General features: G+C 64.8%; 12 protein-coding genes and 1 riboswitch. Of the genes, 6 read left to right on the top strand and 6 right to left on the bottom strand.

Going from position 1 to position 11941, the window contains the following annotated elements; genetic code table 11:
* The first annotated feature begins 76 nt into the window (after positions 1-76).
* From CIT40_RS05915 to CIT40_RS05935, 5 genes are all read left to right on the top strand, one after another.
* A complete protein-coding gene (locus tag CIT40_RS05915) occupies positions 77-1159 on the top strand; it encodes a branched-chain amino acid aminotransferase (RefSeq protein WP_094895011.1) in 1083 nt (360 codons plus the stop codon).
* A 239-nt stretch (positions 1160-1398) separates the two neighbouring features.
* A complete protein-coding gene (locus tag CIT40_RS05920; protein WP_094895012.1) occupies positions 1399-1923 on the top strand; it encodes a YegJ family protein in 525 nt (174 codons plus the stop codon).
* 85 nt (positions 1924-2008) lie between these two features.
* Complete coding sequence (gene hisS, locus CIT40_RS05925) at positions 2009-3529, top strand: histidine--tRNA ligase (RefSeq protein WP_094895013.1); 1521 nt, start codon at positions 2009-2011, stop codon at positions 3527-3529.
* A gap of 118 nt (positions 3530-3647) precedes the next feature.
* Positions 3648-3851 carry a tautomerase family protein gene (locus CIT40_RS05930; protein WP_008144861.1) on the top strand — a complete coding sequence of 68 codons (204 nt, stop codon included), beginning with the start codon at positions 3648-3650 and terminating at the stop codon, positions 3849-3851.
* Between the two features lie 82 nt (positions 3852-3933).
* Positions 3934-4326 (top strand): thioesterase family protein, encoded by a 393-nt coding sequence (locus tag CIT40_RS05935; RefSeq protein WP_094895014.1) that lies wholly within the window; start codon positions 3934-3936, stop codon positions 4324-4326.
* A 33-nt stretch (positions 4327-4359) separates the two neighbouring features.
* Here the strand turns inward: CIT40_RS05935 and CIT40_RS05940 are convergent, their stop codons facing one another.
* The 3 genes from CIT40_RS05940 to CIT40_RS05950 all read right to left on the bottom strand — a co-directional run bounded on the left by CIT40_RS05940 (position 4360) and on the right by CIT40_RS05950 (position 7335).
* Positions 4360-5733, bottom strand: coding sequence for an NAD(P)H-dependent oxidoreductase (locus tag CIT40_RS05940; protein WP_094895015.1), 1374 nt, complete (start codon positions 5731-5733; stop codon positions 4360-4362).
* Between the two features lie 79 nt (positions 5734-5812).
* The gene (gene proC / locus CIT40_RS05945) at positions 5813-6637 is read right to left on the bottom strand and encodes a pyrroline-5-carboxylate reductase (RefSeq protein WP_094895158.1); all 825 of its coding nucleotides are present in this window, start codon (positions 6635-6637) and stop codon (positions 5813-5815) included.
* Positions 6638-6834: 197 nt separating this feature from the next.
* Positions 6835-7335, bottom strand: a complete 501-nt coding sequence (locus tag CIT40_RS05950) for a type III secretion system chaperone family protein (RefSeq protein WP_094895016.1) — start codon at positions 7333-7335, stop codon at positions 6835-6837.
* 439 nt (positions 7336-7774) lie between these two features.
* Positions 7775-7948: riboswitch (FMN riboswitch) on the top strand.
* Positions 7949-8023: 75 nt separating this feature from the next.
* On the opposite strand from CIT40_RS05950, the gene CIT40_RS05955 reads away from it, so the two are divergent.
* Positions 8024-8581, top strand: coding sequence for a 6,7-dimethyl-8-ribityllumazine synthase (locus CIT40_RS05955; RefSeq protein WP_094895017.1), 558 nt, complete (start codon positions 8024-8026; stop codon positions 8579-8581).
* Between the two features lie 97 nt (positions 8582-8678).
* Here CIT40_RS05955 and CIT40_RS05960 read toward each other — a convergent pair whose 3' ends face one another.
* The 3 genes from CIT40_RS05960 to CIT40_RS05970 form a co-directional block, all read right to left on the bottom strand.
* Positions 8679-9713 (bottom strand): D-alanine--D-alanine ligase family protein, encoded by a 1035-nt coding sequence (locus tag CIT40_RS05960; protein ID WP_162307368.1) that lies wholly within the window; start codon positions 9711-9713, stop codon positions 8679-8681.
* Positions 9710-10738 carry a putative zinc-binding metallopeptidase gene (locus CIT40_RS05965; protein ID WP_094895019.1) on the bottom strand — a complete coding sequence of 343 codons (1029 nt, stop codon included), beginning with the start codon at positions 10736-10738 and terminating at the stop codon, positions 9710-9712. The genes CIT40_RS05960 and CIT40_RS05965 overlap by 4 nt, the downstream gene beginning before the upstream one ends.
* Before the next feature lie 212 nt (positions 10739-10950).
* The gene (locus CIT40_RS05970) at positions 10951-11904 is read right to left on the bottom strand and encodes a ribose-phosphate pyrophosphokinase (protein WP_162307369.1); all 954 of its coding nucleotides are present in this window, start codon (positions 11902-11904) and stop codon (positions 10951-10953) included.
* Between the last annotated feature and the right edge of the window lie 37 nt (positions 11905-11941).

Raw genomic sequence — 11941 nt, forward strand, 5'->3', positions numbered from 1 at the left:
CAATCAAGCCAGCCGGGCCCAAAAGGGGCAGGCCGGCGCCAGAACGGCGCCGCCACCGGCAGCGGGAGGCAAGGACATGAGCATGAAATTCGATATCCAGCCCGCATCCAATCCGACGTCCGAGAAGGAGCGCGTCGCCAAGCTGGTGGACCCCGGCTTCGGACGGGTCTTCACCGATCACATGGCGATCGTGCGCTACAACCAGGCCAAGGGTGGCTGGTACGAGGCGAAGATCGAGGCGCGCGCCAACTTCCAGCTCGATCCGGCCGGCGCGGTGCTGCACTACGCCCAGGAAATCTTCGAGGGCCTCAAGGCCTACAAGCGCGACGATGGTGGCGTGAACCTGTTCCGCCCCGACGCCAATGCGCGGCGCTTCAAGGACTCCGCCGACCGCATGGCGATGGCGCAACTGCCCGAGGACGTCTTCATCGAGGCGGTCGAGCAGGTCGTGCGCATCGACCGCGCCTGGATGCCGGGCGGCGAGGGCAGCCTCTACCTGCGGCCCTTCATGATCGCGAGCGAGACCTTCCTCGGCGTCAAGCCGTCGTCCGAATACATCTTCGCGGTCATCGCCTCTCCTGTCGGCTCCTACTTCAAGGGCGGCCCCGCGCCGGTCTCGATCTGGGTCTCGGAAAACTACACGCGCGCCGCCGTCGGCGGCACCGGCGCCGTCAAATGCGGCGGCAATTATGCCGCGAGCCTGCGCGCCCAGGCCGAAGCGATCCAGCATGGCTGCGACCAGGTCGTCTTCCTCGACGCGATCGAGCGCCGCTACGTCGAAGAGCTCGGCGGCATGAACGTGTTCTTCGTATTCGACGACGGCTCGCTCTCGACGCCGCCGCTCGGCACCATCCTGCCCGGCATCACCCGCGACTCCATCATCGCGCTCGCGAAGGATGCCGGAAAGACCGTGCGCGAGGAGCCGTATTCGCTCGATCAGTGGCGCAAGGATGCGGCCTCAGGCAAGCTCAAGGAAGCGTTTGCCTGCGGCACGGCGGCCGTGATCTCACCGATCGGCAAGGTGCGTTCGGTCAGCGGCGATTTCGAGATCTCGGGCGGTGCCGCCGGCCCGGTCGCCATGGGCCTGCGCAAGCAGCTCGTCGACATCCAGTACGGCCGCACAAACGATCCCCACAACTGGATCAAGAAGGTGTTTTGATCTCCTCTTCCTTCTCCCCTTGCGGGAGAAGGTGGCGCGAAGCGCCGGATGAGGGGTTGTCTCCGCGAATTCAAATGTGAGTTGGACTCGTGGATAAAACCCCTCACCCGTCTCGCCGCTAGCGCGGCGAGCCACCCTCTCCCACAAGGGGCGAGGGGAACAACGCATCGCTCGTCGTGTTCATGAACGCACCTGTGCGACCATGCGACAAAGCCTCGACACATTGAGGCATCGCGATCATGGCACCCCGACTTTCTCAACCCATGAAATGGGTCGTTCTCGCCGCAATCACCGGCGTCTCCGTTCTCGGCATCCTGACCATCGGCCCAATGCACGAGGTCGCAGCCGATGATCGCTCGCCGATCGTCGACGTGCGCACCACGGATCCCGAAATGAACAGCGCGATCGCGCGCGCCCGCGGCACGCTGCCCACCTTCTGGGCTTCTTATGAATCGCCCAAGCCGACGGAGGAAGGCCATTCCCTGAAGGTGCGTTTTCATACCCGCAAGGGTGGCGAGCACATCTGGATCGCCGAGATGAAGAAGCTACCGGGCGGAGGCTATTCGGGCGTGTTCGCCAACGAACCGCGGGACCTGCCCGGCAAACGGGCCGGCGACGAAGTCAAGTTCACTGAGGCCGACATCTCGGACTGGATGTTCATGCGCAACGGCAAGATCGTCGGCGGTGAAACCATCAAACCGACGCTGAAGTCCCTGCCCAAGGCGGACGCGGACGCGCTAAGGGCGCGAATGGAGCAGCCGTAGGGGCACGGGGCTCAGCCGTCAGGCCATGACGAGTTCTGCGGATACCCCGGTTGCCGCCTCGCGCCCCGGCTGGTAAACGCCGCGCATGGCCGAAAAACCCAAAAAGCCGCAGAAACTGAAGGCGCGCCTGCCGCGCGGGCTCGAGGACCGCGATCCTGCCGCGATCCGGGCGACGCGCGAGATGGTCGAGAAGATCCGCACCGTCTACGAGCTCTACGGCTTCGAGCCGGTGGAGACCCCGGCGATGGAATACACCGACGCGCTCGGCAAGTTCCTGCCCGACCAGGACCGCCCCAACGAGGGCGTGTTCTCGTTCCAGGACGACGACGAGCAGTGGATCAGCCTGCGCTACGATTTGACCGCGCCGCTCGCCCGTTACGTCGGCGAGCGTTACGGCACCGACGCGCTGGTCCTGCCCTATCGCAGCTACCGCGTCGGCTACGTCTTCCGCAACGAGAAGCCCGGCCCCGGCCGCTTCCGCCAGTTCATGCAGTTCGACGCCGACACGGTCGGCTCGGCGACGCCGGCGGCGGATGCGGAGATTTGCATGATGGCCGCGGACACGATGGAGGCGCTCGGCGTCGCGCGCGGCTCCTACGTCGTGAAGGTCAACAACCGCAAGGTGCTCGACGGCGTTCTGGAAGCTATCGGACTCGGTGGTGAGGAGAATGCGGCGCGCAGGCTGATCGTGCTGCGCGCGATTGACAAGCTCGACAAGTTTTCCGCTGACGAAGTGCGAAAACTGCTTGGCCCCGGGCGATGGGATGGCGGTGAAGAAGGCAAGGGCGACTTCACGAAGGGCGCCAATCTGAGTGCGGCGGAGGCTGATGTCGTTCTCGCCATCACCAAGCCGCGCGACGATTGGAAAGAGGCCATTGCCGCCGCAGAAACCTATCTCGCCAAGAGCGAGGTCGGTCAGGCCGGCGTGAGCGAGCTGGAAGAAATTGCCAAGCTGGTCGCGGCATCGGGTTACGATGCGGACCGCATCAAGATCGATCCCTCCGTCGTGCGCGGCCTCGAATACTACACCGGCCCCGTCTACGAGGTCGAACTGCTGCTCGAGACCAAGGACGATAAGGGCCGCCCGGTGCGGTTCGGCTCGGTCGGCGGCGGCGGCCGTTATGACGGCCTCGTCTCGCGCTTCCGCGGCGAGCCGGTGCCGGCGACCGGTTTCTCGATCGGCGTGTCGCGGCTGCAGGCGGCACTGACGCTGCTCGGCAAGCTCGACACCAAGCCGGAGTTCGGCCCCGTCGTCGTCACCGTGTTCGACCGCGACCGCGTTGCCGACTATCAGAAGATGGTGGCGTCCCTGCGGACCGCCGGCATCCGCGCCGAGCTCTATCTCGGCAATCCCAAGAACATGGGCAATCAGCTCAAATATGCCGACCGCCGCAACTCGCCTTGCGTCATCATCCAGGGTTCGGATGAAAAGGCGCGCGGCGAGGTGCAGATCAAGGACCTGGTCGAGGGCGCCAAGGCGGCGGCCGCGATCGCCTCCAACCAGGAATGGCGCGAGAGCCGCCCGGCGCAGTTCTCGTGCAGTGAGGCCGATCTGGTTGCGAAAGTGCGCGAGGTCTTGGCCCGCCATGACGTAAAGTGGGGATAGCCATTCCGCCAAGCCGTCATGCCCGGGCTTGTCCCGGGCATCCACGTCTTGTTTGATGAAAGCGAACGTGGATGGCCGGGACAAGCCCGGCCATGACGAACGCAGCAGGGAGAGAACGATGCCTGAGATCACTGTCAGCATGGCCGAAGGCCGCACCGACGAGCAGAAGGCCGGCATGATGCGCGATATCACCCAGGCGCTGGTGAAGAATCTCGGCGTCGACGCCGATGCCGTCGTCATCCAAATCAACGAAGCCCCGCTCCGCCACAAGATGAAGGGCGGCAAGACCTTCGTGGAGCGCGCGGCGGCGGCGAAGAAGTAGCCTCGGCTGGAGCGGCAACCACCACCGTCGTCCCGGACCAGCGTCAGCGCAGATCCGGGACGACAGCGGAGTTTGAGGCACCATGGACGCACGCGACTTCATCACGATCGGTATGAGCGCCGAGCGCACGCTGGTGGTCCCGGCGGAGCGCACGGTCGGGCATTTCGTGCCCGGCATGCCGATGGTGTATGCGACGCCGATGATGATCCTGGAAATGGAGATGACGTCGGGCGATGCGATCCGCGCAGCGCTGCAGCCGGGTTGGGTCACCGTCGGCACCGAGGTCGACATCCGCCATCTCGCAGCTGCCCTGGTTGGGGCAACGGTGCGCACCACCGCAAAGGTCGTTGCGGTCGAACGCCGGGTCATCCGGTTCGAGGTCGAGGCGTTCGAGGGCATGCGCAAGCTAGGCGAGGGCCGCCACGCGCGCGGGCTTGTCAATGTTGAGATGTTCAACAAGCGGCTCGGGGCGTAGCCAAGGTCGCGCTGCCGCAGGGTGAGCTAAGGCTCAAAGCGCCGTGCTGGAACTTCTATCTGCTCCCTGCGACGAATAGAACGCATCCTGCTGCCTTCGGATGCGCACGGCAGGCAGCGTTTCGTCAATCGCCACATCGGCCCAGGTGATGCAGGAGTCCTTTGCTACCGCCTTTGTCAATCGCACATTGTGTGCAAGCCCAAGCGGCAAATAGCCCTTTGCAAGCGAGGTTCTGGCCGGCGTCAGCTTGCCGAAGACAGTGTAGCCGCCTTCTCCGTCCAGCGTATCTCCGGCGCGCAAATCCTTCTTGGCTGTCGCGGCAACATCGGCGTTGAACGTCGTTGCGACCCCCGTCGGCTCCTTGCGCAGTGCGATCGAGGCGACCGAAATTCCGAGCTCGAGACCAATGAGATGCCACTTCTTGTAGGAGCTCATGTAGCGGCCGCTCGGATCGGTGACGACGCTGTATTCCTGGAAGCAGTTGCGGATGTACTCGCTGTCGCCTTCGAAGCAGACCCAGACGCCCTTGCGGATGTCGTTGGGGATCGGTTTGCCGTCCGCCGTCAGGCAGGACACGACTTCGACCTGTCCCTTGGATTCCAGGATGCCGCCTTCGGCGCGGGGGCGCATCAGCGTCGGGATGTCGTCGACCGATCCCGGTGGGAATGCGAGGCCTTGCGAGGGCGCCTCCAGCCCGGTTGCGTTTGCGATCGCGGCGGATTCGATCGCCGGCTTGGAGCCGTCGAGAAATGCGTTGAACATCTTTGGGTTCATGCCGCCGCGCGCGGCTTGCTCGGCGGAGAGGCCCCAATGGTCCCAGACCGTTTCGGGCGTCGACTCCCGATAATGCGGCAGCCATTTGTGGCCGCGGCCGGCCGCCACGACCGGGAAACCGCAGGCCCTTGCCCAATCGACGAGGTCGCAGGCGAGGGCCGGCTGATCGCCATAGGCGAGACTGTAGATCACGCCGGCCTGTCTTGCTCTTTGCGCGAGGATCGGTCCGCAGAAGGCGTCGGCCTCGACGGTCACGTTGATGACGGGCTTGCCGTTGGCAAAGGCGCCAAGGCAGTGTTCGACCGCCGCGACGGGATTTCCGGTACACTCGGCGATCACCTCGATGCCGCTGCACTTCATCAGCGCTTCCCAGTCGTCGGTCAGGAAGGTCGTACCATTCTTGAGGGCGTCCTCGAGCGAGGTCGCGGCGAATTGTTCGGGGCGCCAGCCAACCCGGTTCAGGTTTTCGCGGGCATGCGACGGGGACAGGTCTGCAATTGCGACGAGATGGACGCCGGGCGTGCGCAGAACCTGATGCAGGTACATCGCACCGAACTTGCCCGCCCCGATCAGCCCGATCCTGATGGGGCGCCTCGCGGCCTGTCGTTCGAGAAGTTTCGCGTAGAGGTTCACGACGCTCTCCCTGTCGGCAACAGCCAGGATCGCCTTGCGTTCGGCCGTCCGGATCGGGGCCGAAACGCTCTTGGTCTGCCTACTTCGCCAATTCCTTCGACCGCTTCGTCGCCGCCGCGATCGCGCGGATCATCAACTCGCGCAGGCCGGGCTCGCCCATCAGCACGCCGAGCGCCGCAGCCGTGGTGCCGCCGGGCGAGGTGACGTTCTGGCGCAGCGTGCTCGACGGCAGCTCCGACTGGTGCAACAGTTCGCCCGAGCCGGCGACCGTCTCGCGTGCAAGCTTGGTCGCCAGTGCTTCGGGCAGTCCGGCCTCGACGCCGGCGCGGGCGAGTTCTTCGGCGAGCAGGAACACATAGGCGGGGCCGGAGCCGGAGACGGCGGTGACCGCATCCATCAGGCTTTCGTCGTCGACCCATTCGACCGAGCCGGTGGCGCGCAGCAGCGCATCGGCCACCGCGCGCTGCGCGGCGCTGACGTTGTTCGCGGCAACCGCGACGGTGATGCCGCGGCCGATCGCGGCCGGCGTGTTCGGCATTGCGCGCACCACGGCGCCGCCGCAGACCTGCTGCAGCGATGCGATCGTGGTTCCCGCCATGATCGAGACCACGGACGTCCTGTCGGAAACGAACGACTTCAGCCTGGCGCCGGCCTCGCGGAACATCTGCGGCTTCACCGCGACGACCATCGTCTCGACGGGGCCGGCCGTCGTCACATCGGGATTGAGCGCGACGCCTTTGGCGGCAAGCGCGGTGATCTCGGGCGAGATGTGCGGATCGATCACGGCGACGCGGCGCGGATCGAGTCCGCCCGAAAGCCATCCCGTCAGCAACGCGCCGCCCATCTTACCGGCGCCGGCGAGGAGGATGGTGCCGGTGATGTTCTGGAGGGGATTGTTCGTCATCGCTGCTGCCACACGTACGCTGTCGTCCCCGCCTGGTGCGCAATTGCGCACGGGGAGCGGGGACCCATAACCACAGGCGGTTCTAGTGGATGAAGCTGCCGGCAACAAGCCGCGTGCCCCAAGGAGGCATCACGCGGTATGGGTCCCGGATCTGCGCTGCGCTTGTCCGGGGCGACGGCGGAGAGGTGGGCGAGACCTTACGCCTCTCCTACCGTGTCGAACATCGCCGCGTCCATGGCCTGTGCGGTGGTCTTGCCGGCCCACACCACGAACTGGAACGCTGGGAAATAGCGCTCGCAGGCGTGGATGGCGCCGGCGAGCATGGCTTCGCATTGCGCGGTCGAGGCGGTGAGGCCGCCCGGCAGCACCAGGGCCTGGCGGTGCATGATCATGCCGGTGGTGGTCCAGAGATCGAAGTGCCCGACCCACAGCTGCTCGTTGACCGCGGCGACGAGCCGCTGCACCTCGCCGCGGCGCGCAACCGGAATCTTCATGTCGAAGGCGCAGGCCAGATGCAGCGCCTCGATCTCGCCCATCCAGGTGAACGAGATCTGGTAGTCGGTCCATTGTCCCTTCGAGACAATGGTGAGTTCGTCTTCGCCGGAGCGTTCGAACGGCCAGTTGTTGCTGGCAGCGATATCCTCGACCACCGCGAGCGGATGGCTTCTGGAATCGATAGTGCCTTCGAGCAGGGACATGCCGTCTCGACCTCTTGCCTTTTTGTTGTCTTTGATACGCACGCGGTAGGGTCCGGCGCGCGCTCCCTAAACGTCGTCGATCTCGGGAGTCGCTTTCGTGATCTCCTCGGGACCGGCGCGGCCTGTCGCGGATCAAGTGATGTGATTTGCGGAATCTGCGCAACTGGCTGCCGAGTCCGTCCACAAGCCAGGACTCGTTCGTCCACAGCTCATCTCCGCCACAATCCTTAACGTCGGGAGATCCAGGAGGAGAACAAACCGGAATCGGATTTGCGAGCCAGGCTGCCAATCGCCAAAGGGCTGCCAATCGTTAATTCCGCCCCGCGAGGCCCGAACCGCCGCGGAGGCATGGGACCATGCGAATTGCCCATGCGGAACGCGCTTGCCGCGCCGGCCCGCCGGCTGCATATTTCCGCCCAGGCCGCTCATCCCGGGCGGCCGATGTTCTCAGGGCGGGGTGAAAGTCCCCACCGGCGGTAAGGGCCGAAAGGCCCAAGCCCGCGAGCGCCTTCCGTAAGGGATGTCCTGAAAGGGATTTTCCCGAAGGGAAGGGTCAGCAGATTCGGTGCAACTCCGAAGCCGACGGTTAAAGTCCGGATGAAAGAGAACGGTCGGAGGCAGACGCATCGCAAGATGCGGCTGTTTGTCGTTCCGTGTGCCCTGATTCTGGTCCTTGAGAAGGAAAGCCATGAATCAGATGCTGCAAGATCCCAAAACCGAAACTTCCGAAGTCACCCAGCCGCCGGTTCCGCATGACCCGGCGCCCGACCACCCGCGTTTCGCAAAGCCGCAGCGGGTGGCCTTCGTGCAGGCCTGCTGGCACCGCGACGTGGTCGAGGAGGCCCGCATCGCCTTCATCAAGGAGGCCGAGGCGCGGCACCTCACCCATGTCGACGTGTTCGAGGTGCCGGGCTCGTTCGAGATCCCGCTGCACGCGCAGGTCCTCGCCAAGACGCGGCGCTACACGGCCATCGTCGCGGCCGGCCTCGTCGTCGACGGCGGCATCTATCGCCACGAGTTCGTCGCCGATACCGTGATCAAGGCCCTGATGGACGTGCAGCTGCGCACCGAAGTGCCGGTGTTCTCCGCGGTGCTGACGCCGCAGCAATTCCACGAGACCGAAGTGCACTACGACTTCTTCCGCAAGCACTTCACCATCAAGGGCATCGAGGTTGCCGCGGCCTGCGCGGAGACGCTGCACGGGCTGGAGCGCCTGCGCGGCCAGGTCGCCGCGGGGATCGTGTAAGCAGTCCCGATCGTTATCCCGCCGTCGTCGTCTCGATTGACGTCGGCGGCGGGAGAACGCGATGCCGGCGCATGGCGCGAGATCGCAAGTCGCGAATTTACCCCAGCGACACCCCCGCCTTGGCGCGACTGATCCCCAGCGCCAGGATGCGCTGCAGGAGGTCCGGATATTTGAGCCCGGCATGGAGAGCCGCCGTGGCGAATTCCTGGCTCTTGGCGATCTCGGGATTGGGATTGGCTTCGATGAAATAGGGCGTGCCGTCGGCGGCAAGGCGAAAATCGATCCGCGCGTAGCCGTCGAGTCCGAGCGCCCGGTAGATACGCTTCGCGGCCCGCTGGATCCGGGCGGTCACTTCCGGTCCGAGATCGTTCGCAGGCCCGTCGACGATACCGACTTTCTCCTGATAGTCGGTGTCGTGCTTGGCCTTTTCGGTGGCGATGTGGCGTGACCTGCGCCCGCCCATGCTGCCGAATTTCAGCTCCCAGACCGGCAGAACGCGCAGGCGATTGTTGCCGAGCACGCCGACGTAGAGCTCGCGTCCCTCGATGAACTGCTCGGCGATGGCGGCGGTTTCGCTTCGATCATGGATGAAGGCGACGCGCTCCGCGAGCTTTTCGTCGGTTTCGACGATGGAGGCCTGAGAAATGCCGGCCGATCCATCCATGTTCAGGCTCTTGACGATCAGCGGCAGCGCCAGATGTTTCGGCCGCTTGACCCGGCGTCGCATCGGGAAAACGGCGAAGGCCGGCACCGCAATGCGGCGATGATGCACCAGCGTCTTGGACAGGTCCTTGCCGCGCGCCAGGATCAGGCCGCGCGGATTGCACCCGGTGTAGGGCACCTTCATCAGTTCGAGATAGCTCGCGATGTGCTGGTCGAAGGCGACGTTGTTGTGGAACTCCTCCAGCAACGTGAACACCACATGCGGCTTGAAGCTCTCGATCTCGACGCGCACCGGCTTGATTTCCTCCTGCGCACCGAGCGCACGCACGTCGTGGCCGGCTGCACGCAAGGTGCTGACGACGTCGTATTCCGTTTTCCAATTGTTGATCTCCTGCGCGCTGTACCCTTCGCTTGAGTCCGGCGGCAGGAAGTCCGGATGCATGAGGACCAGAATGCGGAGTCGTCTCATAGGGCGATCCATTTACGCCGGGACGGGCCAAACATCGCGTGCATCGTCTTGGCGGTCACGAGGACAATGAAATCGAGGACGAGCTTCTGCTCGGGACCCACGGCACGCAGATCGAGTTCGCGGCACCGGGAGATCATCTCGTCGAGCACCGCGTCGAGCGTGAGCTGGTTCTCGCCGGTCCATCGCGCGACCAATTGCCTGATCTGGGCGCGGTTTCGCCGGATCAGGACCGAGGCCGGCTTTGCGCGGTGGTGCCGCGGGTCGGCGGAAAACAGCCTGGACAGGTCGCGGTCGTAGGTCTTTGCCGGCGTAAAGGCGTAGAACGCCTGCTTTTTCTTGTAATGCTCTTCGAGCGTCTGACTGAGCCGGCCCAGCGGATCGACACGCTCCCGCGTCGTGATCAGCGGCCGCTTTCCTGCGATCTCGCTCATGAGCTCGTCGACATATTCGAGCTTCTTCAGCGCCGGCCAGCCGGCGTATCGCGTCCGCCAGTTCGAGCGCGGCCGCAGCCACACCGCAAAGGTCTCGGCAAAATCCTCATCCGGATGGCTTTGTGCGTACCACAGCCTGAGATGCTGAACGTAGCGCCGGCTCGCCGGATTGGGCCGGTAGTAGCGCGGATAGTGCTTCGACGACGGGCCGAACAGCTGCTGCCAACGCCGGCGGCGCTGCAGCTGATAGCCGTGCTGAATGGCGTGGCCCGCTTCGTGGCGGAGTATGGCCATGCATTCGCGCCAGGTCCCGCCCTCGACGTCGAACATCATCTTCTTCTCGAGCTTCATCAGGCGGGGATGAGCCAGATAGAAGGGAATCGCGATACCTGGCACGCCTCCCGGACTGAACCATTCGCTCGAGATCCACGTGTGCGGCTGCAGCCGGATGCCCCGCTCGTCGAGTTCCTGATGGAGTGTGCCGACGCAATCCTCGAGCCAGGTGCCTTCGACCGTAACCTTCAGGGTCGAGAGCCTCTGCTGGAGCAGCTCGTCGTCCGGCAGCTTCTCCCAGGCAAATTTCCGGCTTGGCATCAGGCATCCAGGCAGAGATGACTCGGTGTCATGATGATGTCATGGGTGGCAGCCGGCAACAACCCGTGGGGGGCGAGGCGCGCTGCGGCGCGAGGTGCCGTAGGGTGGGCAAAGCGAAGCGTGCCCACGTTCTGAGTGCGATCAATGTGAGATGGTGGGCACGGCGCTTCGCGCCTTTGCCCACCCTACGAGACCTTATCGGGATCGAAAAACTAGTCGAACAGGCTCGAGACCGACTCTTCTGCTGCGGTGCGCGCAATGGCGTCCGAGATCAGGCTGGCGATCGGCAGCGTGCGGATGTTCGGCGCCTTGGTCACCGCGTCGGTCGGCAGGATCGAGTCGGTGATCACGAGCTCCTTCAGCTTGGAGCCGGCGATGCGGGCGGCCGCGCCGCCGGAGAGCACGCCGTGGGTGATGTAGGCGTAGACGTCCTTCGCACCCTTGGCGATCAGCGCGTCGGCTGCGTTCACCAGCGTGCCGCCGGAGTCAACGATGTCGTCGACCAGGATGCAGCTATAGCCGGCGACGTCGCCGATCACGTTCATGACCTCGGATTCACCCGCCCTCTCGCGGCGCTTGTCGACGATCGCGAGCGGGGTGTTGATGCGCTTGGCAAGGCCGCGAGCGCGGGCCACGCCGCCGACATCTGGCGAGACCACCATCACCTTGCCGAGGTCGAAACGTTCGCGGATATCGCGCACCATCACGGGGGCAGCGAACAGATTGTCGGTCGGGATATCGAAGAAGCCCTGGATCTGGGTAGCGTGAAGGTCGAGCGTCATGACGCGGTCGACGCCGGCATGGGTGATCAGGTTGGCGACGAGCTTGGCCGAGATCGGCGTGCGAGAACCGGACTTGCGATCCTGCCGGGCGTAGCCGAAATACGGGATCACCGCCGTGATGCGGCGCGCCGAGGAGCGGCGCAGCGCGTCGGTGATGATCAGCAATTCCATCAGATGGTCGTTTGCCGGGAACGAGGTCGACTGGATGATGAAGGCATCCGAGCCGCGGACGTTCTCCTGGATCTCGACGAAGATCTCCATGTCGGCGAAGCGCCGCACCACCGCCTTGGTCAGTGGCAGGTCGAGGCCCTGCGCGATCGCCTGCGCAAGGGCCGGATTGGAGTTGCCGGCGACGAGCTTGATGGAGCCGTTCTTGCCCGACATGGATGCTTCCTCCCGCGCTTTGCTGGATACGACGTTC

The organism is Bradyrhizobium amphicarpaeae, from assembly GCF_002266435.3.
GTDB lineage: Bacteria > Pseudomonadota > Alphaproteobacteria > Rhizobiales > Xanthobacteraceae > Bradyrhizobium > Bradyrhizobium amphicarpaeae.